Source organism: Massilia sp. Mn16-1_5 (assembly GCF_004798585.1).
In the GTDB taxonomy this organism is placed as follows: Bacteria; Pseudomonadota; Gammaproteobacteria; order Burkholderiales; family Burkholderiaceae_D; genus Telluria.
In genome coordinates this window covers 20,594-44,030 of the sequence record NZ_PPXQ01000008.1, presented here as the reverse complement: position 1 = coordinate 44,030, position 23,437 = coordinate 20,594, and the positions used below count along the sequence as shown (strand labels likewise).

General features: G+C 65.9%; 23 protein-coding genes. 14 read left to right on the top strand and 9 right to left on the bottom strand.

What is annotated here, in order from left to right; all coding sequences use genetic code 11:
- Positions 1-13: 13 nt before the first annotated feature.
- From C2862_RS11095 to C2862_RS11070, 6 genes are read right to left on the bottom strand one after another with little or no spacing between them, the layout of a single operon-like run.
- Positions 14-448: a flagellar FliJ family protein gene (locus tag C2862_RS11095; RefSeq protein WP_136220186.1), complete on the bottom strand. Its 435-nt coding sequence runs from the start codon at positions 446-448 to the stop codon at positions 14-16.
- Complete coding sequence (gene fliI, locus C2862_RS11090) at positions 445-1,761, bottom strand: flagellar protein export ATPase FliI (protein ID WP_136220185.1); 1,317 nt, start codon at positions 1,759-1,761, stop codon at positions 445-447. The genes C2862_RS11095 and fliI overlap by 4 nt, the downstream gene beginning before the upstream one ends.
- Positions 1,758-2,444: a flagellar assembly protein FliH gene (fliH, locus tag C2862_RS11085; protein WP_136220184.1), complete on the bottom strand. Its 687-nt coding sequence runs from the start codon at positions 2,442-2,444 to the stop codon at positions 1,758-1,760. The genes fliI and fliH overlap by 4 nt, the downstream gene beginning before the upstream one ends.
- Positions 2,441-3,460 carry a FliG C-terminal domain-containing protein gene (locus tag C2862_RS11080; protein WP_136220183.1) on the bottom strand — a complete coding sequence of 340 codons (1,020 nt, stop codon included), beginning with the start codon at positions 3,458-3,460 and terminating at the stop codon, positions 2,441-2,443. The genes fliH and C2862_RS11080 overlap by 4 nt, the downstream gene beginning before the upstream one ends.
- Positions 3,441-5,156, bottom strand: coding sequence for a flagellar basal-body MS-ring/collar protein FliF (fliF, locus tag C2862_RS11075; protein ID WP_136220182.1), 1,716 nt, complete (start codon positions 5,154-5,156; stop codon positions 3,441-3,443). Before fliF ends, C2862_RS11080 begins: the two co-directional genes overlap by 20 nt.
- Before the next feature lie 29 nt (positions 5,157-5,185).
- Positions 5,186-5,521, bottom strand: a complete 336-nt coding sequence (locus C2862_RS11070) for a flagellar hook-basal body complex protein FliE (protein WP_136220181.1) — start codon at positions 5,519-5,521, stop codon at positions 5,186-5,188.
- Positions 5,522-5,938: 417 nt separating this feature from the next.
- Here C2862_RS11070 and C2862_RS11065 point away from each other — a divergent pair, with 417 nt between their 5' ends.
- The 7 genes from C2862_RS11065 to C2862_RS11035 all read left to right on the top strand — a co-directional run bounded on the left by C2862_RS11065 (position 5,939) and on the right by C2862_RS11035 (position 12,299).
- The gene (locus tag C2862_RS11065) at positions 5,939-6,739 is read left to right on the top strand and encodes a FliM/FliN family flagellar motor switch protein (protein ID WP_229467384.1); all 801 of its coding nucleotides are present in this window, start codon (positions 5,939-5,941) and stop codon (positions 6,737-6,739) included.
- The gene (locus C2862_RS11060; RefSeq protein ID WP_210735959.1) at positions 6,740-7,078 is read left to right on the top strand and encodes a FliM/FliN family flagellar motor switch protein; all 339 of its coding nucleotides are present in this window, start codon (positions 6,740-6,742) and stop codon (positions 7,076-7,078) included. It begins immediately after the preceding gene.
- Positions 7,075-7,845 carry a flagellar type III secretion system pore protein FliP gene (gene fliP, locus C2862_RS11055; protein WP_136220178.1) on the top strand — a complete coding sequence of 257 codons (771 nt, stop codon included), beginning with the start codon at positions 7,075-7,077 and terminating at the stop codon, positions 7,843-7,845. The genes C2862_RS11060 and fliP overlap by 4 nt, the downstream gene beginning before the upstream one ends.
- A gap of 28 nt (positions 7,846-7,873) precedes the next feature.
- Positions 7,874-8,143: a flagellar biosynthesis protein FliQ gene (gene fliQ, locus C2862_RS11050; protein WP_136220177.1), complete on the top strand. Its 270-nt coding sequence runs from the start codon at positions 7,874-7,876 to the stop codon at positions 8,141-8,143.
- A gap of 163 nt (positions 8,144-8,306) precedes the next feature.
- Positions 8,307-9,083: a flagellar biosynthetic protein FliR gene (gene fliR, locus C2862_RS11045; RefSeq protein WP_136220176.1), complete on the top strand. Its 777-nt coding sequence runs from the start codon at positions 8,307-8,309 to the stop codon at positions 9,081-9,083.
- Positions 9,076-10,209 (top strand): flagellar type III secretion system protein FlhB, encoded by a 1,134-nt coding sequence (gene flhB / locus C2862_RS11040; protein ID WP_136220175.1) that lies wholly within the window; start codon positions 9,076-9,078, stop codon positions 10,207-10,209. Before fliR ends, flhB begins: the two co-directional genes overlap by 8 nt.
- Complete coding sequence (locus C2862_RS11035; protein ID WP_136220174.1) at positions 10,206-12,299, top strand: flagellar biosynthesis protein FlhA; 2,094 nt, start codon at positions 10,206-10,208, stop codon at positions 12,297-12,299. The genes flhB and C2862_RS11035 overlap by 4 nt, the downstream gene beginning before the upstream one ends.
- A gap of 177 nt (positions 12,300-12,476) precedes the next feature.
- Here C2862_RS11035 and C2862_RS11030 read toward each other — a convergent pair whose 3' ends face one another.
- On the bottom strand, positions 12,477-13,319 hold the full coding sequence (locus C2862_RS11030) for a hypothetical protein (RefSeq protein ID WP_136220173.1): 843 nt from the start codon (positions 13,317-13,319) through the stop codon (positions 12,477-12,479).
- 85 nt (positions 13,320-13,404) lie between these two features.
- Complete coding sequence (locus tag C2862_RS11025; RefSeq protein WP_136220172.1) at positions 13,405-14,304, bottom strand: flagellin; 900 nt, start codon at positions 14,302-14,304, stop codon at positions 13,405-13,407.
- 23 nt (positions 14,305-14,327) lie between these two features.
- Between C2862_RS11025 and C2862_RS11020 the strand changes: the two genes are divergently transcribed.
- The gene (locus tag C2862_RS11020) at positions 14,328-14,534 is read left to right on the top strand and encodes a hypothetical protein (protein ID WP_136220171.1); all 207 of its coding nucleotides are present in this window, start codon (positions 14,328-14,330) and stop codon (positions 14,532-14,534) included.
- Here C2862_RS11020 and C2862_RS11015 read toward each other — a convergent pair.
- Complete coding sequence (locus tag C2862_RS11015) at positions 14,515-15,414, bottom strand: flagellin (protein WP_136220170.1); 900 nt, start codon at positions 15,412-15,414, stop codon at positions 14,515-14,517. The genes C2862_RS11020 and C2862_RS11015 overlap by 20 nt on opposite strands.
- A 290-nt stretch (positions 15,415-15,704) precedes the next feature.
- Here C2862_RS11015 and C2862_RS11010 point away from each other — a divergent pair, with 290 nt between their 5' ends.
- The 6 genes from C2862_RS11010 (at position 15,705) to rfbG (ending at position 23,436) form a co-directional block, all read left to right on the top strand.
- Entirely contained in the window at positions 15,705-17,945 is a 2,241-nt protein-coding gene (locus C2862_RS11010; protein ID WP_136220169.1) for a tetratricopeptide repeat protein, read from the top strand.
- 139 nt (positions 17,946-18,084) lie between these two features.
- Positions 18,085-18,900, top strand: coding sequence for a glycosyltransferase family 25 protein (locus C2862_RS11005; RefSeq protein WP_136220168.1), 816 nt, complete (start codon positions 18,085-18,087; stop codon positions 18,898-18,900).
- Positions 18,901-18,964: 64 nt separating this feature from the next.
- Positions 18,965-20,542 carry a hypothetical protein gene (locus C2862_RS11000; RefSeq protein WP_136220167.1) on the top strand — a complete coding sequence of 526 codons (1,578 nt, stop codon included), beginning with the start codon at positions 18,965-18,967 and terminating at the stop codon, positions 20,540-20,542.
- 11 nt (positions 20,543-20,553) lie between these two features.
- Complete coding sequence (locus C2862_RS10995; protein WP_136220166.1) at positions 20,554-21,543, top strand: 2Fe-2S iron-sulfur cluster-binding protein; 990 nt, start codon at positions 20,554-20,556, stop codon at positions 21,541-21,543.
- 25 nt (positions 21,544-21,568) lie between these two features.
- A complete protein-coding gene (rfbF, locus tag C2862_RS10990) occupies positions 21,569-22,345 on the top strand; it encodes a glucose-1-phosphate cytidylyltransferase (protein WP_136220165.1) in 777 nt (258 codons plus the stop codon).
- Positions 22,345-23,436: a CDP-glucose 4,6-dehydratase gene (rfbG, locus tag C2862_RS10985; protein ID WP_136220349.1), complete on the top strand. Its 1,092-nt coding sequence runs from the start codon at positions 22,345-22,347 to the stop codon at positions 23,434-23,436. Before rfbF ends, rfbG begins: the two co-directional genes overlap by 1 nt.
- The last annotated feature ends 1 nt before the right edge of the window (position 23,437 follow it).

Genomic DNA, 23,437 nt, shown 5'->3' with positions numbered 1-23,437 from the left:
TTGAGGACCGGGCTTATGCCCGGCCGGCCAGCCACGACTGGGTGGCGATTTCATCTTCGCGCTTGCGGGCGGCACGATCCTGCTCGCGGGCCAGCGCGTCCTGCTGCTGCTCGAGCACCTTGCCGAGCAGTTCGCGGCGCGTCCATGCCTGCGCCAGATTGCGTTGCGAGACCGCCATGTTCGCCTCGTGCAGCTGGAGGTCGGTGCGGTGGGTGTCGGCCAGCGCGAACACGGCCTGCTTGTACTGGCCGCAGTTCAGCGCCAGGGCCGGCGGCAGGTGGCCCGACGCGCCGCTGCCTTCGGCCAGCGAATGCAGGCGTTCGAGGTTGGCCGCGTAGCGGGCGCGCGTCGCTTCCTGGCGCGCCAGTTCCGTCTGCAGCTTGTCGACTTCCGTGCTGCGCAACTGGACCAGCGTGCCCAGGCTGTTGATCTGGTCGCGCCGGTTCATTGCATCATCCCCTGCAGCTGCGTCACGCAGGTGTCGAGCGGCGCGCCTTCGCGCGTGCCCTGGCACAGGAAGTTTTCGATATGCGGATGCAGCTTCACCGCGCGGTCGGTTTCCGGATCCGCGCCCGGCGTGTAGGCGCCCAGCGGAATCAGGTCGCGCACGCGCGCATGCTTGGCCATGGTTGCCTTGAGCTTGCGCGCCGCGTTCGCGTGTTCGGGCGTGACCACCTGCGCCATGCAACGGCTGATCGACTGGGCGACGTCGATCGCCGGATAGTGGCCGCGTTCGGCCAGCTCGCGCGTCAGCACGATGTGGCCGTCCAGGATCGCGCGCGCCGTGTCGACCACCGGGTCCTGCTGGTCGTCGCCTTCTGCCAGCACGGTATAGATCGCGCTCATGCTGCCGTTCGGGTTCTCGCCGTTGCCGGCCGATTCGACCAGCTGCGGCAGGTTCGAGAACACCGACGGCGGATAGCCGCGCGTGGCCGGCGGTTCGCCCAGCGACAGCGCGACTTCGCGCAGCGCCATCGCGTAGCGGGTCAGCGAGTCGCACAGCAGCAGCACGTTCTGGCCGCGGTCGCGGAAGTGGGCCGCGACCGAGTGGCACAGTTCAGTGGCCATCACGCGCATCATCGGCGACTCGTCGGCCGGGGCCACGACCAGCACCGCGCGCTTCAGGCCTTCTGGCCCCAGCGACTTTTCGACGAATTCGCGCACCTCGCGGTTACGCTCGCCGATCAGGCCGACCACGATCACGTCGGCCACGGTCTGGCGCGTGATCAGGCCGAGCAGCACCGATTTACCGACGCCGGAACCTGCCATCAGGCCGACGCGCTGGCCTTTACCCAGCGTCAGCATCGAGTTAATGGCGCGCACGCCGACGTCGAGCGGCTCGTCCACCGGGGTCTTCCTCAGCGGGTTGACCTTCGGCGGCGTGAAATTCAGGGGCTGGTCGCCGCCCAGTTTCCCGAGGCCGTCGATTTCTTCGCCCAGGCCGTTGACCATGCGGCCCAGCCAGGACGGGCCGACCATCAGGCTCGCGGCATTCTTCTCCGGCAGCACGCGTGCGCCGGTCGCCAGGCCATTGGCCTTCTTGAACGGCATCAGGTAGGACACCTTGTCGCGGAAGCCCACGACCTGGGCGTCGAGCCAGCCGCCGTCGTTCAGTTCGACGCGGCAGCGCTGGCCCGTGTGCAGCTTGCAGCCGACGCTTTCCAGCAGCAGGCCCTGGGCACCGACCAGGCGGCCGGTCGGCGTGGCGACCGGCACCGCGTCGATGTCGAGCGAGCGCAGGGTATCGAGCAGGGCCGTCATTCCTTGCTCCCTTCGGTCGCTTCGACCGCATCGCGCACCTGGTCCATGCAGGCGGACAGGCGGCCCTGGCAGCCGGCGTCGACTTCATGGTCGCCCGCCTTGACGCGGATCTCGCCTGCTTCCAGCGACGGATCGGCCAGCAGGTTCCATTTCTTGGCGCGCTTCGGATCGAGTTCCGAGACGCGCTTGAGTTCTTCGGGATTCATCAGCACTTCGACCGTGTCGCGTGCAGGCGGCATGGCGGCCAGGGCTTCGTCGACCAGGGCCAGCAGCTGGGTCGGCTGCAGGGCCAGTTCGGCGCGGATCACCTGGCGCGCGATCTTGCCGACCAGGTCCACGACTTCCTTGCGCTGGGCGGCCTTGAAATCGCTTTTGAGCTTTTTCAGGGCTTTCAGTGCGTTGTCGACCGGTTTGCCGATCTGCTCCAGATGGGCGAGCGCCTGGGCGCGGCCTTCTTCGAGGCCGCGTTCGAGTCCCTCGGCGTGGCCGCGCGCAAAGCCTTCGGCCTGCGCGGCTTCATAGCCGGCGTCATAGCCGTCCTGCTGGCCCTGGCGGTAGCCGGCGGCCAGCGCGCTGTCCCAGTCTTCCTGCGAGGGCGCGCCCTCGCCGCTGGCGGGCAGGGTGCCGCTGGCAGCGCGAACCTGGTGCAGTGGCGGGAAGTGAAAGGGGCGGAACTGCTTCATTCGGCAGTAGCCTCGGCGAACAGCTGCACGTCGATCTCGCCGGCGTCGGCCAGCGCCTTCACGGCGACCATGATGTCCTTGCGCGTCTGCTCGATGCGCGACATCGGCACCGGACCCGAACGGCGCATCAGGTCTTCGAAGGATTGCGCCTGGCGCTTCGGCATCGCCGACAGGATGGCGTCGCGCAGGGCCGGCTCGGCGCCCTTCAGGGCGATCGCCCACTGCTCCAGCGGGATGTCGTCGAGCAGGCGCGTGATGACCTGTTCGGTCTGGCGCGACAGGATGAAGAAGTCGTACATCGACATCTCGATCTGCGACACCACTTCCGGATCATGGGCGCGCAGCAGTTCGACCATGCCGGCGCGGTTGTTCGGCAGGCGGTTCAGGATCTCGGCGACCTGGCGCACGCCTTCGACGCTCGCACTCTGGGTGTCGAGCGCGGACAGGCAGCGCGTGACCAGGTCTTCGAGTTCCTGCAGCAGGTCGCGGTCGATCTCGTCCAGGCGCGCCAGGTTCAGCAGCACCAGGTCGCGGCTCTGTTCCGGCAGGCCTTCGATGATCTGGCCGGCCAGCGCCGGGGCCAGGAAGGCGAGAAACACGGCCTGCATCTGCACGTGCTCGTGCGAGATGAACTCGGCCAGCCACTTCGGCGAGGCGTACTGCAGGCGCGCCATCATCGGGCGGATCGCGTCGCCGTAGATCGTGTTCAGCACGCTGTTGGCGATGTCGCTGCCGAGCGCCAGGTCGAGCGAGCGCTTCAGGTAGGTACGCGAGGCGCCGTGCAGGCCACTTTGCTCGCGGTAGTCGTCGAAGAAGTTCTGGACCGCGTATTTCACGGAATCGACCTTGATGCCGCTCATGCGCGACATGACTTGCGTCAGTTCGATCAGTTCGTCGCGCTCGAGGCAGCGCAGCACGGCGGCCGCCGGCTCTTCGCCGATCGACAGCAGGACGATCGCAGCTTGCTCCACCGGGGTCAGGACGACGCCCTCGGCGTTATTGTTCAGTTCGGCCATGTTTCTTCTGCACCCATTGTTTGACGACTTCGGCAACGCGCTCCGGCTCTTTACCGGCAAGCACTTTGAGGTGATCGACCATCACATCCACGGCGGAACCCGCAGGCGGCAGATCATAGTTTTCCAGCAGCGGCACGACGGCGGCCACGCCTGCACCGGCAGGGACGGCGACGTCGGCGGCGGCATTCGCCAGCGCAGGCGCGGCGGCTGCATTCGGCAGGGCGGCAGCCGCGCCGGCCGCTGCACCGGCAGTGCTTGGTGCCGGCAGGGCCGGAGCCATGCGGGCGGTGATCGTGCGCAGCATCGGACGCGCCAGCAGCAGGTAGCCGAGCAGGGCGCCGATGATCCACAGGCCGTAGCGCGTGGCGTCGACGATGGTGTCGCGCTCCTGGTACCACGGCTCGACCGGCGCCGCTGCCGGGAAGCTCAGGGCGGAGACGGCGAGGACGTCGCCGCGCGCCTGGTCGATACCGAGGCCGCCGCGCAGGATCTTGTCGATGTTCGCCAGTTCCGCCGGGGTGAAGCCGGCCTTGGCGTTGGCCGCGCTGGCGTTGTTCAGCACCACGGCAACGGACAGCTTGCGCAGGCGGCCGCGCGAACGCTTGATCTGGGTGATCGCGCGGTCATACGCATACTGGCGGGTGGTCGCGTTCTTGCGCGAGTTGGCGTTGTCGGCAGGCTTGTCGGCAGCCGGAGTGCCATCGGCGGCCGGCGCTGCCGGTGCGGCCGGCTCCGGCGGACGGTTCGACAGGGTGCCCGGCACGCCCATCGCGAGGCGGCTCTTTTCCAGCTCTTCGCGCATCGCTTCGCTGGTGACCTTCGGGGCTTCGCCGTATTTTTCCTGGGTTTCCTCGATCTTGTCGTTGTCGATGTCGGCGGTGACGCTGACCTTGAAGTTGTTCGCGCCCAGCACCGGGCCAAGCAGTTCCATGACGTTGGCGCGCACTTCGTTCGACACGCGCAGCGCGGCGGCATCGCCCTGGGCAGCGCCGTCGAAGCCTTCGGTCAGGTCCACGCGCGAGGACAGGTAGTTACCGTTCTGGTCGACCAGCGACACGCGCGCCGGGCTCAAGCTGGCGACGCTGCCCGAGACCATGTTCACGATGGCGGCGATCTGCTCGTTGCCGAGGGTGCGGCCAGGCTTGGTCGCGATCACGACCGAGGCCGAGCTCTGGTCCGAGGCGCCGGCGACAAACGAATTGGTCTTGGCGATGGCCAGGTGCACGCGCGCCGACGCGATGGCGTCCAGCGTCAGGATGCTCTGTGCCAGCTCGCCTTCCAGGCCGCGCCGGAAGCGCACGTCCTGCACGAACTGCGACACGCCCAGCGGGTCGTTCTTGTCCATCAGTTCCAGGCCGGCCGGCAGCTGCGCCGTCACGCCCTTGGCGGCAAGCAGCATGCGCACCTTGCCCAGTTCGTTCGACGGCACCATCACCTGGCCGCTGTCCGGGTGGATGCGGTAAGGGATATGTTCGGCTTCCAGCACGGTCATCATGTCGCTGGCCGCGACTTTTTCGCGCGCACCGAAGACCGGCTTGTAGTTGGCCTGGTCCTGCCACATGAACATCATGACGGCGGCCGTAATCACGATCGCCAGCACCAGCAGGGGCGTCAGGTTGTTGCGCAGCGCCGGCGGCAGGCCGGGCAGGGCGCCGAGCTTGCCGGCACCGAAAGCATTCTTGAGTTTCGAAATCACGTTGAGAGTTTCCGTTTATTCCAAGGGCATCAAACCGGCAGCTTGATCAGTTCGTCGACCGCGCCCATGACCTTGTTACGTACCTGCATCAGCATCGAGAAAGAGAGGCTGGCTTCCTGGCTAGCCAGCATGGCGCCGACCAGGTCGTCGCTCTTGCCGCTGTCGACATCGGCCATCTTGGCGCTGGCGGCCTGGTCCTGGGCGTCGACGCTCTGGATCGCATTCTTCATCGTTTGGGCGAAAGAGAAGTCGGTTTGACCGCTCGGCGTTGCCAATTCGACAGATGGAGCAATTGCAAGACGCTGCGCTTCGTTTGTCAGTGCGGCAAGGTCAGCTTTGATTTGACCGGCTAATTCAATTCCCATTTGTTAAATCCTATGCGTTCGTTGTGGCGTATGAGTGACAGGCTGAGTCGCTTTTTTGCGACATTCAACGATTGTTGCGGGGTCTTCGTATCGTCAAATGTTAAATCTTGCGCATGTAAGACTTGCATGGAAACGTGATTCATAACCCCGTGAATTTGACGTTTTCCCTCGTGAGACGGCTTGTTGTCCTAGGGAGCGCTGCAAATCAAGATACGATCTTACCGTAGGGCAATGCGGAATTCAAAGAGGAATATCAAGTGATCCGAAACATCGAAGCAGGTATAATTGTTGCCTAGGGGAATGAAATAAAAGCACTTCCTTCCAAATATATCTAATACGACATTTATGCCGTTTAACAATTCAACCGCTCAGGCGCGTCCGCATCAGGTACTCGACCCGACCTTATTAGGCCGGCCTGTGCATTTATTGCCGACCTTTGCCGGCGCCTTTTCCGAAGACCTGACGGCAATGCTGTCGGCGCCGGGCTGGCGCCGCTATTGGGGCAGCTTCGAACTGGCCGACGTCGCGTTCGAGCGTGCACCGGAAAGCGGCGCACTGCGCTGGCTGTCGATGAGCGGCCCGCATGGCGTCGCCGCCGTCGCCTTCGAGCGTGCGCTGCTGGTGGGCCTGCTGGAAGCCCGCTACAGTGGCAAGGGCGCCCCCAAGCCGCTGCGCGATCCCGCCGGCGAGCGCGTGACCGCTACTGAAGAACGCCTGGCGCTGACGCTGACGCAGCAGTTGTTCGAAGTGCTGGCGATGCGCGTGCGCGTCGCCGCCAGCGCCGCCGGGGTGGAAGTCGAACGCCGCGCCGCGGCCTCCGGCGCCAGCGCCCCGGTGCCGGCGCCGGTGCCCGGCAAGAACGCCTGGGTGCTCGCCGTCACGCTGCGCGAGCCGCAGGGTGGCAGTACCGCGCGCTGCTTCATCGCGCCGGACGCACGCATGATGGGTCTGATTCTGCAGGCGCTGCAGCCCGAGCGTCCGCAACGTGCGGCCCGCAACGCCGAATCGATCGGCACCGGCCTGAAGGTCAAGCTGGAAGGACGCCTGGTCAGCCACGAAATCACCCTGGAAGCCCTGTTCGGACTGAAGGTGGGCGATGTGATTCCGGTATCCGTCGGCCGCGCCGACGTCCTGCTCGACGAAGCGCGCCTGTTCACGGCGGCCGTGGCCGAGCACAAAGGCAAGCTGTGTTTAACCTCTTTTGAAGACGCTGAATAAATGGATATGAACCTCAACGATGAACTGTCTGTCGACGTCCTCCTGGATGAGAACGTGGAAGTCGGCGCGCCGGCACGCAATCCGCGCCTGCCGCAAATGATGCGCCGCATCCCGGTCACGCTGACGCTGGAAGTCGGCTCGGCCCGTATCTCGCTGCAGGACCTGATGGACCTCGGTCCCGCCAGCGTGCTGCCGCTGGACGCGGTGGCCGGCGAGCCGCTGGTCATCAAGGTCAACGGCGCCCCGATCGGCCGCGCCGAAGTCGTGGTGGCGGGCGAGCAGTACGGCCTGAAGGTGATCGATCTCGACGGCCTGAACCTGGACCTGATCAAGGCATGACGTTCTTCAAGAGCGGCGCAGCCCTGCGCCGCGGTGCCCCAGCGTTGATGCTGGCGGGCGCCGCTCTCCTATTGTTTACCGCACCTGCAAGCGCCCAGGACCTGATGGCCGGCGTGATCCCCGGCGCCAAGACCGGCATGAGCGTCAAGTCGCAGATCCTGGTCCTCATGACCCTGCTCGGGCTGCTGCCCGTGTTCGTCATGATGACGACCAGCTTCACGCGCTTCGTGATCGTGCTGTCGCTGCTGCGCCAGGCCCTCGGCCTGCAGCAGGGCCTGCCGAGCCGTGTCGTCACCGGCATCGCGCTGATCCTGACCCTGTTGGTGATGCGCCCGATCGGCGTCCAGGTCTGGAACGAGGCTTTCCTGCCCTACGACCAGAACAAGATCGGCCTGGAGCAGGCCCTGAAAACCGCCGAGGTGCCGCTGTCGCGCTTCATGCTGGCCCAGACCAGCAAGAGCGCGCTGGCGCAAGTGGCCCACCTGGCCGGCGAACCGGCCGCGATGAAGCCGGAGGAACGCGCCTTCACGGTGAAACTGGCCGCCTTTGTCCTGTCCGAGCTGAAGACCGCCTTCCAGATCGGCGCCATGCTCTTCATTCCCTTCCTGATTATCGACCTGGTCGTCTCGTCGGTGCTGATGGCGATGGGCATGATGATGCTGTCGCCGCTGGTCATCTCGCTGCCGTTCAAGCTGCTGCTGTTCGTGCTGGTCGACGGCTGGACGCTGACCGTCAACACGCTCGTGGGCAGTATCCACGGTTACTAAACCCCGAATTCTCGAATGAGTCCCGCTTATGAGTCCTGACATCGCGGTCGACCTGGTCGCCGAAGCGCTGCGCGTGGTGATGCTGCTGGTGCTGGTGCTGGTGGTGCCGGGCCTGATCATGGGCCTGGTGGTGGCGCTGGTGCAGGCAGCTACCCAGATCAACGAACAAACCCTGAGCTTCCTGCCGCGCCTCCTGGTGACGCTGGTGGCGCTGATCCTGGCCGGCCACTGGATGACCGGCTACCTGATGGATTACTGCGTGTCGGTGTTCCAGCGCGCGGCGACCATCGCCAGTTAAGCGCCCCGAACAGCTGGTTCATTGAATCAATATGACGAGAATCGACCTGATACCGCGTCTCAAATGCTCGCAAGGCTCCAGCCTTGCTGCGCTTTGCTCCTTGTCTCATGCCGATTTCGTCATATTGATGACTCAACGAACCAGCAATTCGGGACGCTAGCCGATGGATTTCGTCAGCTATCTGCTGCCGCTGATCGGCGCGCTGTGGTGGCCTTTCTGCCGCATCATGGCGATGCTGTCGAGCGCTCCGGCGATCGGCGACGGCATGGTGCCGATTCCCGTGCGCGCGCTGCTGTCGCTGGTGATCGCCTTCCTGATGCTGCCGATGACCAAAGGGATGCCAATGCCCGATCCGTTCTCGCTCGCCGGCGTGGTCGCCATGTTCGAGCAGGCCGTGATTGGCGGCGTGATGGGCTTCGCGCTGCAGTTCGCCACCTCGGCCATCTCGATGCTCGGCTTCCTGGCCTCGAGCCAGATCGGCTTCTCGATGGCGCAGATGAACGACCCGGTGAACGGCCAGCAGTCCGACGTGATCTCGAGCCTGCTGGCGCTGGTGGCGATCTTCGTCTTCTTCGCGATCGACGGCCACCTGGTGCTGACCACCATCCTGGGCCAGAGCTTCCGCGCCTGGCCGGTGGGGGAGGGGCTCGGATCGATCGTGCTGCAGACGGTGGCCCTGAACGTGGGCTGGGTGTTCGCCGCGGCGATGCTGCTGGCGATCCCGATCGTGTTTTCGACCATGGTGGTGCAGATCGGTTTCGGCTTCCTGAACCGCGTGGCGCCCTCGCTGAACCTGTTCTCGCTGGGCTTTTCGCTGGTGACGGTGTTCGGCCTGCTGATGCTGGTGCAGCTCGTGCGCTTCATCCCGGAACACTACATCCAGATCACGAACGCGGTACTCGAGATGCTGCAACAGCAGATGAGGGCGGCCCATGGCTGACAACGGCGATAAAACCGAAAAGGCCTCAGCCCAGAAGCTGAAAAAGGCGCGCGAGGAAGGGCAAGTCGTCCGCTCGCGCGACCTGGCGACCGCGATCGGCATCCTGGCCAGCCTCAAGATGTTCGCGCTGCTGCTGCCGACCTACCTTGAGTCGTTCAGAGCCATTTTTCGGCTGGTGTTCGTGCCTTTGGGCGAGACGGGCGCGATGGAAAATGCGATGTCGGTGGTCTTCATGGCCGCCGCCATGCTGTTCGTGAAGATGGTGCTGCCGCTGGCGGTGGTGCCGGCCGCGATCGTGATCGGCGGCCTGGTGCCGGGCGGCTGGATCATGTCCGGTAAAAACCTGGCGCCGAAGTTCGACCGCCTCAGCCCCATGAAAAACCTGGGCAACCTGGTCAGCCAGAAGCATTTGATCGGCTTTGCGACGTCGGTGGCCAAGGCCGTGGTGCTGGGCTTCGTGCTGGTGCACGTGACCCGCTCCGGCATCTCCGGCTACGTCGACCTGCAGCGCCTGCCGCTGGGCGACGCCATCGTGCACGGCGGCTCGATGATGTTCGACGCGCTGTTCGCGCTGGTGGCGGTGTTCGTGATCTTCGCCGTGCTCGACGTGCCGATCCAGGCCTTCCAGTTCGCGAAGAACCAGCGCATGAGCAAGCAGGACCAGAAGGAAGAGCACAAGACCAGCGAGGGCAGCCCGGAAGTGAAGGGCCGCATCCGCCAGCTGCAACGCCAGCTGGCCCAGCGCAACGTCAACAAGACGGTGCCGACCGCCGACGTGGTGATCGTCAACCCCGAGCACTACGCGGTGGCCCTGAAGTACGATACCAACCGCGCCGAAGCCCCCTTCGTGGTGGCCAAGGGCGTGGACGAGATGGCGCTCTACATCAAGAGCGTCGCCGCGAAACACAAGATCGAGACCGTGACGCTGCCGCCGCTGGCGCGCGCGATCTACAACACCAGCCAGGTGCAGCAGCAGATCCCGGCCCAGCTTTACCAGGCCGTGTCGCAGGTGCTGAACTATGTGCTGCAATTGAATGCTTTCCGTGACGGCCGGCGCCAGGCGCCCCCGCGGTTCCCTAATGACGTGGCCGTGCCACACCATTTGAGCGAGGTAACACCTTCATGAATTCGATGAACGCCTTTGTCGCCGAGCTGCGGCGCCAGAAGTACGCCGCCCCGGTCTTCCTCCTGATGCTGCTGGGGATGATCATGCTGCCGCTGCCGCCGGTGCTGCTCGACGTCCTGTTCACCTTCAACATCGTGCTGGCGCTGATCGTGATCCTGGTCGCGGTCAGTGCCAAGCGGCCGCTGGACTTCTCGGTCTTCCCGACCGTGATCCTCGGTACCACGCTGATGCGGCTGGCCCTGAACGTGGCCTCGACCCGCGTGGTCCTGCTGCATGGCCACGAGGGCACGCACGCCGCCGGTAACGTCATCGAGAGTTTCGGTAACGTCGTCATCGGCGGGAATTTCGTGGTCGGCCTGGTGGTGTTCATCATCCTGATGATCATCAACTTCGTGGTCGTGACGAAGGGTTCGGAACGTATCTCGGAAGTGTCGGCGCGCTTTACCCTGGACGCGCTGCCGGGCAAGCAGATGGCGATCGACGCCGACCTGAACGCGGGCCTGATCAACCAGGAAAAGGCGACCCAGCGCCGCAAGGACGTCGCTGCCGAAGCGGACTTCTATGGCGCGATGGACGGCGCCTCGAAATTCGTGCGCGGCGACGCGATCGCCTCGATCCTGATCCTGATCATCAACCTGATCGGCGGTATCGCGATCGGCGCCTTGATGTACGACCTGCCGCTGGCCGAAGCTTTCCGCGTCTACGCGCTGCTGACCATCGGCGACGGCCTGGTCGCGCAGATCCCGGCGCTGCTGCTGTCGGCCGCCGCCGCCATCCTGGTGACCCGCATCGGCGAAGCAGGGGACCTCGATAAACAGGTCGGCAACCAGCTGCTGGCCCAGCCGACCACCCTGTTCGCCGCCGCCGGCGTGATGGTGATCCTGGCCCTGGTGCCGGGCATGCCGAAACTGGTCTTCTTCATCTTCGCAGCGGCGCTCGGCTATGCCGGCTGGCGCCTGGCGAATCGCGTGCAGCCGGCCGACAATGCCGGCGTGGCCGCGATCGAAGCGGCCCTGCGCGACGACCGCGCACCGGACCTCGACTGGGAACAGCTGCCGGTGGTGCAGCCGATCTCGGTGGCGGTCGGCTATAAGCTGGTGAACATGGTCGACAAGGCGCAGGGCGAGCAGCTCACCAAGCGCATCAAGGGCATTCGCCAGAGCCTGTCCGAATCGATGGGCGTGGTGCTGCCCGCGATCGGCGTGCGCGACGACCTGGCCCTGCGCCCGGCGCAGTATTCGGTCAGCCTGTCGGGCGTGGTCGTGGCCGAGGGCGAGGTCCACCCCGAGCACCTGATGGCGATCCCGTCGCCCAACGTGTACGGCGAACTCGATGGCATCCCGGGGCTGGAACCGGCCTTCGGCATGGCCGTGACCTGGATCACGCCGGACCAGAAGGGCCACGCGCTGGGCCTGGGCTACCAGGTGGTCGAGGTGCCCAGCGTGATCGCGACCCACTGCTCGAAGGTGGTGCGCGACCACCTGCACGAACTGTTCCGCCACGAAGACGTGCCGGCGCTGATGGAACGCCTGATGGCCCTGTCGCCGAAGCTGGCCGACGCGCTGGGCAAGGCCCTGAATCACACCCAGCTGCTGCGCGTGTTCCGGGTGCTGCTGGCCGAAGGCGTGTCGCTGAAGGACATCGTCGTCATCGGCACGACCCTGCTGGATGCGTCGGAGACGACCAAGGATCCGATCCTGCTGGCAGCCGAAGTTCGCTGCGCGCTGCGGCGCCAGATCGTCTCGAACCTGTTCGGGAAGAAGAAGGACATGCCGGCCTTTAACCTGTCCGCGGAACTGGAGAACATGCTGCTCGGTTCCCTGAACCAGGCGCGCCAGAGCGGCGGCGGCAAGGTCGCGCTGGACAACTATCCGATCGACCCGCAGCTGCTGTCGCAACTGCAGATCAACATGCCGGTCGCGCGCGAGCAGATGAAGGGCCAGCACACGCCGCCGCTGCTGCTGGTGCTGCCGCAGGTGCGGCCGCTGCTGGCGCGTTATGCCAAGCTGTTTGCGCCGGGGCTGAATGTGCTGTCGTATAACGAGATTCCCGAGAACCGGGAAGTGTCGATCGTCGGGACGGTGGGATAATTTCGCGGCGGTGCATGCCGTGTAAACGCGTGGAGTCAGGACTCCACCCTACAATTCGTTGCTATTCGTAGGGTGGAGTCCCGACTCCACGCGTTACGGCGTCATACCATCACCATCAAACGTAGCGAAAAAAAATGAAATATCCTTTCAGCGCAGACGTCATGCTGAAATAATATTTCACCCCTGCGCCGGCAACATCAAGGCCAGCTCCGCCACCGCCCGGAACACCGGCAGCGTCAGCACATCCCCCACATCCTCCGCCGCCAGCAGCGCATGCGCCGACCCGGCCGCGACGATACCCGTCCTGAAACTCCAGCGCACCACCACCAGCCCCGCGCGCTCCACCGCCGCATCGAGCTGCGGCTGCAGCGCGCGCAGCCGCGCCAGTGCCGCGGCGCTTGGTGCCGCCAGTTCGATCGCGACGCCGCCCGGCACCGGCTCGACTTGCACCACGACGTGGGTGCCGTCCAGCAGTTCGAGTTCGAGGCGCAGGGCCGCGCGCGGCTGGCGCCGGCGGCCGTTGCCGCCATCGGGACCCTTGCGCAGCACCTGCAGGTGCTGGGCCTGGGCGCTGCCGGCGTGGACGGTGAAACGCCAGGCGTCGAGCGGCAACTGGCCCTCCGGCCCGCGGTTCTGCGCCCGGCTTTCCTGGCCGGCCAGGAGCAGGGCCGGCGCCAGCGCGCCAGTACGCTCGCGCAGCGCGCGCTCGAGCAGGCTGGCGCCATAGTTGCCGACCATGGCGCGCCAGTTGCCGGCCAGGGTACGGGCGTCGAGCGGTCCGAACACCATCTGGCGCGACATGAATACCTGGTCCGGACGCATCGCCGCGCCGTCGGCATGCTCGGCGGCGCCGGGGGCGGTCTGGGAGGCGGGGAGGGGCTGCGATGCCGGCAAGGGCAGTTCGGCTTCGGCGACAGCATAGGCAACGGCGGCCACCGACCCGACCGGCAGCACGGCGCCGACCTGCAGCGGGGGCGTCGTCGGGGGCACCAGGGGTGCGGAGAGCGAGAGAGGATTCATGGCGCGGTCCTAATAAAAAAGGCCAGCCGGAAGTCGGCTGGCCTTGATGAATCGTCCGGCTGGGATCAGCCGGAGGTCGCCGTGATTACTGCAGGAGCGACATGACCATCGACGACATCTGGTTCGTTTGCTTCAGCATCGCGGTACCCGCTTGCATCAGCATCTGGCTCGAAGTCATCTTCGCGCTTTCGGTCGCGAAGTCGACGTCCATGATACGGCCGGTGGCGTTCTGGGTGTTGGTGCTGATGTTCGACAGGTTGTTGTAGACGTGGTCCAGACGGTTCGACACGGCACCGATCTTCGAACGCAGGGCGCTGACCGAGTCGATCGCCTGCGACAGGTCGTCGATGGTGGTGTTGGCGTTGGTGGCGCCGGCAGCTTCGGTCGCGCCGCTGATGTCGGTGCCGACTGCGGTACCGGCAGCAGCCGTGCCACCCTGGTAACGGGCGCTGGTGGCGGTCAGCTTGGTGTGCACGCTGGTCAGTTCGGTCGTGAAGTTACCAGCCATGGTCTCGGCCTTGTCGGCACCGATCTGGAAGGTGATCGACGAGGACAGCTTGCCGGTGTTCTGGTTCAGCAGCGAGGTGCCGCCGAACTTGGTGTTCTTCATGATGTTGGTCAGTTCGTCCGCCAGCGAGTCGTACTCGGCCTGCATCGCGGTCTGGTCATCCTTCGACGACGAACCGTCGGCGGCCTGAGTTGCCAGGTCTTTCATGCGCAGCAGGATGTTGCCGGTTTCGTCCAGGGCGCCTTCGGCGGTCTGGAGCATCGAGATCGAATTCTGGGTGTTGCGCATGGCAACCGACATACCGCTGGTCTGTGCTTTCAGGCGGGTGGCGATCTGCAGGCCGGCTGCGTCGTCCATTGCCGAGTTGATGCGGAAGCCGGTGCTCAGGCGGGTCATCGAGGTCGACAGCTTGTTCTGGGTCGACGAGACGGAATTTTGTGCCGACAGCGAGGCGGCGTTGGTGTGAAGGCTCAGCATGTTGGGCTCCAGTTGGTGGGTTGATGGAGCAGCTCATCTGCTCTCACAAGTACAAGGCGACAGTTTCCGTAGATCCATTAAGTGCCGCATGGAAATTTTTTGAATTATTTTTTTCTTGTCTTTTACACAATGCATCCGAAACAAAAAAGGCCAGCCGGAATGCGGCTGGCCTTTCGGAATCCGGCGCTGTTCAGCCGGAGAAAATCATGATTACTGCAGGAGCGACATGACCATCGACGACATCTGGTTCGTTTGCTTCAGCATCGCGGTACCCGCTTGCATCAGCATCTGGCTCGAAGTCATCTTCGCGCTTTCGGTCGCGAAGTCGACGTCCATGATACGGCCGGTCGCGTTCTGGGTGTTGGTGCTGATGTTCGACAGGTTGTTGTACACGTGGTCCAGACGGTTCGACACGGCACCGATCTTCGAACGCAGGGCGCTGACCGAGTTGATGGCCTGCGACAGGTCGTCGATGGTGGTGTTGGCGTTGGTTGCGCCGATCGCTTCGGTCGTGCCGCTGACGTCGGTACCGGCAGCGGTTGCAGCTGCTGCGGTGCCGCCGGCGTAGCGGGTGCTGGTGGCGGCCAGCTTGGTGTGCACGTCGCCCAGTTCGGTCGTGAAGTTACCAGCCATGGTCTCGGCCTTGTCGGCACCGATCTGGAAGGTGATCGAGGTCGACAGCTTGCCGGTGTTCTGGTTCAGCAGCGAGGTGCCGCCGAACTTGGTGTTCTTCATGATGTTGGTCAGTTCGTCCGCCAGCGAGTCGTACTCGGCCTGCATCGCGGTCTGGTCATCCTTCGACGACGAACCGTCGGCGGCCTGAGTTGCCAGGTCCTTCATGCGCAGCAGGATGTTGCCGGTTTCGTCCAGGGCGCCTTCGGCGGTCTGGAGCATCGAGATCGAATTCTGGGTGTTGCGCATGGCGACCGACATACCGCTGGTCTGTGCTTTCAGGCGGGTGGCGATCTGCAGGCCGGCTGCGTCGTCCATTGCCGAGTTGATGCGGAAGCCGGTGCTCAGGCGGGTCATCGAGGTCGACAGTTTGTTCTGGGTCGACGAGACGGAATTTTGTGCCGACAGCGAGGCGGCGTTGGTGTGAAGGCTCAGCATGTTGGGCTCCAGTTATCTAGGGGTTCAAGGAGCAGCTCATCTGCTCTCACAAGTACAAGGCGACAGTTTCCGTAGATCCATTAAGTGCCGTACGGAAATTTTTTTAAATATTCTTTCGACCCCGGATGTGGCCCCAAGTGTGGCGCGAATCCCGACGATTGTGACATCCGCTGCCGCGTTTCTTGCTGTACGTAAACACCTCCACCTATAATGAGGCACGGCCTGCGCCTCTCTCTCTATAGTGTGTCTTTCGCAGTCCCGCTTCCTTCCATCACCAAAGGCTTCCCAGCATGCGAAAACACAGCAAAGGCGCACCGGCCTTCACGCCCGCCAATCCGACCGCGGCGAAAGTGGCGACATTGTTTGCTGAAGGCGTGGGCTTCCACCAGAACGGCCAGCTCGACCGCGCACTGGCTGCGTACGAGCAGGTGCTGCGCCTGATGCCGAAACACTTCGAGGCGCTGCACCACACCGGTATCGCCGCCTTCCAGGGCGGTAAGTACCAGATTGCGGCCACCTTCATCCGCTCGGCGCTGGCGATCAGCCCGAACGTCGGGGCGGCGCATGGCAATCTCGGCAATGCCTTGAAGGAGCTGGGCCGCTTCGAGGAAGCGCTCGCGAGCTACGACCGCGCGCTGGCCCTGGCGGGCGACGACGCCGACACCCATTACAACCGCGGTACCGCGCTGCAGGCCCTGGGCCGCTTTGATGAGGCCCTGGCCGGCTTCGGGCGCGCGCTGGCGCTCAATCCGAACGACGTCGATGCCCTGAACAACCAGGCCGTGGTCCTGCACGAGCTGCGCCGCAACGAAGAGGCGCTTGCCAGCCTCGACCGTGCGCTGGCCCTGCATCCGCAGTTCGCGCACGCCCATAACAATCGCGGCAACGTCTTGAAGGACCTGGGCCGCGCCGAGGAAGCCTTGGCGAGCTACGAAGCCGCCCTGAGCCTGTTCCCGCAGTTCGGCGACGCCTGGTACAACCGCGGCATCGTCCTGCACGTGCTGGGCCGTCCTGAAGATGCGCTGTCCAGCTACGAGAATACGCTGCAGCTGAACTCCGAATCGGCCGCGGCCTGGCATAACCGCGCCTTGGCGCTGCAACTGCTGCGGCGCTACCGCGAAGCGCTGGCCAGCTGCGAGCGCGCGCTGGCGCTGCAGCCCGAGAACCCGGAAATCCTGCGCCATCGCGGCCGCCTGCTGGCCCAGCTGAACATGCACGACGCCGCCCTCGGCAGCCTCGACCAGCTCGGCGCCCAGCAGGCCGACGATCCGAAGACCCTGCACCTGCGCGCCCAGACCCTGCGCGAGCTGGGCCAGATCGACGCCGCCCTGGCCAGCATCGAGCGCGCCCTGGCGCTGGCGCCGGACAACTACGATTACCTGCTGCTGCGCGGCGCCTTGCTGCGCGCGCTGCTGCGCTACGACGAGGCGCTGGCCAGTTTCGAGCTGGCGCTCGCGCAGCGCCCGCAAGGGCCGGCGGCGCACGCCAACCGCGGCATGGTGCTGAGCGACCTCGGCCGCTTCGACGAAGCCCGTGCCAGCCTCGATCATTCCCTGGAGCTGATGCCCGAGCTCGCGCCGGCGCGCTGGAACCGCGCGCTGCTGAACCTGCTGCTGGGCGACTTCGAACGCGGCCTGCCGGATTACGAGGCGCGCTGGAGCGTCGAGGAGCTCGGCGTCTTCCACGAGAAGCGTGACTTCGCCGCGCCGCTGTGGCTGGGACAAGAGCCGGTCGAAGGCAAGACCATCCTGCTGCACGCCGAGCAGGGCCTGGGCGATACCCTGCAGTTCTGCCGCTACGCGCCGCTGCTGGCCGCGCGCGGCGCCCGCGTGATCCTGGAAGTGCAGCCGGCGCTGGCCGGCCTGCTGGGACGCCTGCCGGGCGTCGACCAGGTGCTGGCGAAGGGCGCGGACTTGCCGCCGTTCGACCTGCATTGCCCGCTGATGAGCCTTCCGCTTGCCTTCGGCACCCGCAACGACAGCATCCCGACCCCCGGCGCCTACCTGGCGGCCGACCCGCAGCGCGTGGCGGCCTGGGGCGAGCTGCTCGGACAGAGGACGCGTGCGCGTGTCGGCGTGGTCTGGAGCGGCAACCCGCACCACCGCCTCGACCGCTTCCGCAGCCTGCCGTTCTCGGCGATCGCCGGCCTGGCCTCGGAGCGGATCGAGCTGGTCTCGCTGCAAAAGGATGTGCGTCCGATCGACCGCGTGCTGCTGCAAATGAACAAGAACGTGCGCCACGCCGGCGAACGCCTGACCGATTTCGAAGAAACGGCGGCCCTGATCGCCCAGGTCGACCTGGTCGTCACCGTCGACACCAGCGTCGCCCACCTGGCCGGCGCCCTGGGCAAGCCGGTCTGGATCCTGCTGCCGGGCGGCGCCTTGCCCGACTGGCGCTGGCAGCTGGAACGCAGCGACAGCCCCTGGTATGCCAGCGCGCGCCTGGTGCGCCAGGAACGCCTGGGCGAATGGGGCCCGGTGCTGGAGCGCGTGCGCGCCGAGCTCGAGGGCGCGCTGGCCACGCAGGCCTGAAACGCGGGCCGGAAGGGGGAGGGCACGATTCTTGTTAAAGAAGAAGGTGCCACCTATAATGGGCCGGGCCGCCGCCGCAGCTGGCTTGCCTGGTCTTCCCGCCGCCGGGAAGTGTCGATGATCAGTCCCATGGAAACCGATGAAGTGCATATACATTAACCTGGAGCGTGCCACCGGCCGGCGCGCCCAGCTCGAAGCGAACTGGGCGGAGTACGGCGGCAGCGACTGGCAGCTGGAACGCTTCCCCGCGGTGGATGCGCGCTACATCGAGGAAACCAATGTGCCCGGCAGCCTGAAGCCGGGCGAAAAGGGCTGCTTCTTCAGCCACAGCGCCGTCATCGAAATGAACCGCGGCGCGACCGCGCCGATCTTCATCGTCGAAGACGACATGGTGCTCGGTCAAAGCACCGCTGCCACGATTAACAACTTCCTCGGCGTCTGCGACAGCTACGACTGGGACATCGCCTATACCGACGTCTGCATTCCGCTGCCGCAAACGATGCTCGACCTGGTGAAGCTGCGGCACGAGCTGACCGACTCGGGCGAGGTGCGCCTGCTCGACGTCAAGGACTTTCCGTTCGCCGGCTCCACCGCCTATCTCGTCAACCACCGCTCGCTCGACAAGCTGGCCGGCCTGCTGGCGCAGGAGGAAGAGCTGAATTATCCCTACGACCTGGTGCTGCGCCGGCTGATCTACGAGCGCAAGCTGAAGGGCCTCGTGTTCTTCCCCTTCGTGACCTCGCTGAGCGACGAGTCCAACGTCTCCCAGATCCAGCAGAGCGTGTCGGCCGACGTCATCTGGAACGGGTTCCGCAGGCTGATGTGGGTGGACCGCGACCTGAAGAAGGTCTGGCCTTCGATCGAACAGATCGACCGCGAGCTGTGCGACGACGAGTCGCGCCTGCTGGGCGTCCTGTTCGCAGGGATGATGACGAAGACCTACACTGAAAAGTAAGCTCAACAACAGGGCCGGGTGCATGGCCGGCGCGGCCCGAATCCACTCCGCCGCAAGGAGACGCATGGCCAGTAACGATACCCGAGACCGAGCACGCATCACCCGCATCGTGCACCGCCTCCAGCTTGCCGATGCCGCGCCCAACCCGGCGCACGAGGGCCACTGGCAGGCCTGGCAGCGCCAGTTGCCGGACTGGGCGTTCATCACCTGGAATGCCTCCGACCTGGCCTCGCTGCCCGCCGCGGCGCTGCTCGAACGCGCCGAGGACCCGCAGCGCCGCGCCCACATCGCCTGCTACGCCATCCTGCACGCGCACGGCGGCCTCTGGCTCGATCCCGAGATCATTCCCTATCACGCCTTCGATCCCGGCTGGGAAGACGAAGAACTTGTGGTCTGCAACGAGGTCGAGGCGCAGGACTTCTGCTCCATGGGCTTCATCGCCGCCGCGCCGGGCGCCACCGCGCTCGGCTGGGCGCTCGAGACCCTGGCCGGCATGGAACTGAAGCGCAAGCCGGCCAATCTCGAAACCGGCCCCTGGCTGCTGGGACGCGCGCTGGCGCACGGTCCGCACCGCATGCTGCCGCCGCAGACGTTCTACCCTTACCAGCAGGACGAACCGGTATCGAGCCTGTACACGCGCGACCTCTCGAACACGCGTGGCATCCGCGCCTGGGCCAATCCGCCGCTGCCGGGACAGGCGCAATTGCGGCGCGCGCTGCTGCTGGCCGAACGCGGCGACCTGCGCGCCACCGTCGACGCCCTCGGTGAACGCGACAGCTACCTGACCCGCCCGCTGCGCACGCTGGCCGAGACGGCGCGCGCCCAGCGCAGCGCGCTGCTGGAAGCGGCCCAGGACAAGGTCGCGGCCAGCCGCGTGCGCATTGACGACGTGGTTCCGCTGGCGCTGCTGAAAGTCGCATTTTTCGTGCTCACCGAAGTGCCCGACCTGCTGGTCTGGCAGCTCGGTGCGGGCGACGGCGTCACCGAGGACCCGCTGCGCGCGCTGTTGGTCAACTTCGATCCGCACGCGGTGCTGATCGAACCCGATCCGCAGCGCTTCACCGCCCTGCAGCAGAACTACCGCAACAACGCGCGCGCCGGCCTGTACCACTGCGCCTTCGCGCTCGATCCTGGTCACACCCACCTCTACCTGCCCGAGCTGCAGAAGCTGGGGCCGGCCGGCGCGCAGGCGGCCAAGGCCAGCCTGGCCAGCACCATGCCGGAACGCGTGCATCCGCGCCTGGCCCGTTTCGACAGCGCGACCCGGCTCGCCGTGGAGGCCGCGATGACGGGCTACCGCGTCGATGCGCTCGACATCGCCGGCCTGCTGGCCCTGAACAACGATACCCATCCCGGCATCGTGGTGGCCGACATGAACGGCGGCGAGTTCCACTTCATGGTGCAGATGCTGGCCCACGGCATCCGTCCCTTCATCCTGCGCTACCCGCTGGACGTGCTGGCGCCGCACGAGATCGCCATCCTGGACGACATGCTGAAACGCGAGTACGTCTCCTTCAACGATGGCCGCACCGCGATCGCCTATCGCAGCGACATGTTCCAGCTGTACTGCAACCAGCTGTATGTCGACTACGGCATCCCGACCATCTACCGCGACGCCTTCCGGCTGTTGCTGGGCTTTTGAGGGAGCGGAGCATGGCGTTTCGTATCGCACTGGGAGAGGGCAGGGAATTCGACAGCGAGCCGGGCGAGACCCTGCTCGACGCGGCGGCGCGCGCCGGCGTGACGCTGCCCTACAGCTGCCGCAGCGGCCGCTGCAGCACCTGCGCCTGCCGCATCACCAGCGGCGACAGTAGCGCGCTGCATCCGGAAACGGGCCTCACCGAACGCGAGCGCGCAAACGGCTGGGTGCTGGCCTGCGTGCGCAGCGCCACCAGCGACCTGACGGTCGAAGCCAACGTGCTGGGCGGCCTGGACCTGGCGCCGGCGCGCATCGTGCCTTGCCGGATCGAGGCCATCGCGCCGCTGGCGCCCGACGTCATGAAAGTGGTCCTGCGCCTGCCGCCGAACGCCGTGTTCAACTACCGGCCCGGCCAATACGTCGACATCCTCGCGGCCGGCAACGTGCGGCGCAGCTATTCGCTGGCGAACGCGCAGGGCCCGCGCGTCGAGCTGCACATCCGCCAGGTGGAAGACGGCGTCCTGAGCGCCTACTGGTTCGGCGCGGCGAAACAGAACGACCTGCTGCGCCTGAACGGTCCGCTCGGCACCTTCGTCCTGCGCGAGGTCGCCGGCATGGACCTGGTCTTCCTGGCGACCGGCACCGGTATCGCGCCCGTGAAAGCCATGCTGGAAGAAATCGCGCAGCTGGCGCTTGACGCGCGTCCGGCCAGCGTCGCGGTCTTCTGGGGCGGGCGCACGCAGCCCGACCTGTACTGGGACGTGAACGCGGTCGATGCCGGCCAGCGCTACGTGCCGGTGCTCTCGCGCGCCGGCGAGGACTGGCAGGGCGCGCGCGGCCACGTGCAGGACGTGTACCTGGCCGAAGCCCCGAATCTCGCCCGCGCCGTCGTCTACGCCTGCGGCAACGAGGCGATGGTGCGCGCAGCCGAGACGGCACTGAGCGCGGCCGGCCTGCCGCCGCGGCGCTTCCGTTCCGATGCCTTCGTGGCATCGGATGCATGAGCGGCCTGACCTGGATGAGGAACCCATGAAAGCAGTCATTCTCGCCGGTGGTCTCGGCACCCGCCTCAGCGAAGAAACGAGCCTGCGCCCGAAGCCGATGGTGGAACTGGGCGGTAAGCCGATCCTGTGGCACATCATGAAGATGTACTCGGCGCACGGCATCAACGACTTCGTGATCTGCTGCGGCTACAAGGGCTATGTGATCAAGGAGTACTTCGCCAACTACTTCCTGCATACCTCGGACGTCACTTTCGACCTGCGCGAAAAGAAGATGCACGTGCACGAGCGCCGCACCGAGCCCTGGAAGGTGACCCTGGTCGATACCGGCGACGATTCGATGACGGGCGGGCGCCTGCGCCGCGTGGCGGACTACGTGCAGGAAGAGGAAGCCTTCTGCTTCACCTACGGCGACGGCGTCGGCGACATCGACATCACGGCCCTGGTGGCCTTCCACCAGAGCCACGGCAAGGCCGCCACGGTGACCGCGACCTGGCCGCCCGGCCGTTTCGGCGCGCTCGACATCCGCGCCGGACAGGTGGTCGACTTCATGGAAAAGCCGAAAGGCGACGGCGGCATGATCAACGGCGGCTTTTTTGTCCTCTCGCCGAAGGTGCTGTCGACCATCGAGAGCGACCAGACGATCTGGGAGCAGGAGCCGCTCATGAAACTCGCGCAGGCGGGCGAGCTGATGGCCTGGGAACACCACGGCTTCTGGCAGCCGATGGACACCCTGCGCGACAAGCACATGTTAGAGGAGCTGTGGAGCTCCGGCCGCGCACCCTGGAAGATGTGGACCCGATGATGGCCGCATCTGCTCCTCCCTTTGAACCGGCCTTCTGGCAGGGCAAGCGCGTCCTGCTCACCGGCCACACCGGCTTCAAGGGCAGCTGGCTGGCCTTGTGGCTGCAGTCGCTCGGCGCCGAGGTGCACGGCCTGGCGCTCGATCCGCCGACCGAACCGGCGCTGTACGCCGTGGCCAACGTGGCCGCCGGCATGGCCAGCGACACCCGCGCCGACATCCGCGATGAAGCCGCCGTGCGCGCCGTCTTCGCTGCCGTGCGTCCCGAGATCGTGCTGCACCTGGCGGCCCAGCCGCTGGTACGCCTCTCGTATGCGGAACCGGTCGCGACCTATGCGACCAACGTGATGGGCACGGTGCACGTGCTGGAGGCTGCACGGCATACGCCCGGCGTGCGCGCCATCGTGAACGTCACCACCGACAAGTGCTATGAAAACCGCGAGTGGGTCTGGGGCTACCGCGAGAACGAAGCCATGGGCGGCTTCGATCCCTACAGCAGCAGCAAGGGTTGCGCCGAACTGGTGACCAGCGCCTACCGCCGCTCCTTCCTCGCAGGCGGCGGCGTGGCGCTGGCCTCGGCTCGCGCCGGCAACGTCATCGGTGGCGGCGACTGGGCGCTGGATCGCCTGGTACCCGACATCCTGCGCGCGCTCGCGGCGGGCGAGCCGGTCGCGATCCGCAACCCGTCCGCGATCCGCCCCTGGCAGCACGTGCTGGAACCGCTGGCCGGCTACCTGGTGCTGGCGCAGCGCCTGGTCGAGGACGGCGCGGCGCTGGCCGAAGGCTGGAACTTCGGGCCGCAGGAGCTTGATGCCCAACCCGTGCAGTGGATCGTCGAACGCCTGGTGGAAGGCTGGGGCGAGGGCGCCAGCTGGCGGCGCGACGCTGGCGAACATCCCCACGAAGCGCATTACCTTAAACTGGATATTTCGAAAGCCGGGGCACGCCTCGGCTGGCGCCCGCGCTGGGATTTGGCGCAGGCCCTGGCACGCGTGCTCGAGTGGCAGCGCGCCTGGCTGCAGGGCGCCGACATGCGCGCCGTCTGTTTGGAGCAGATTGCAAGCTATACGCAACAGAATATGAACAAGGACTGAC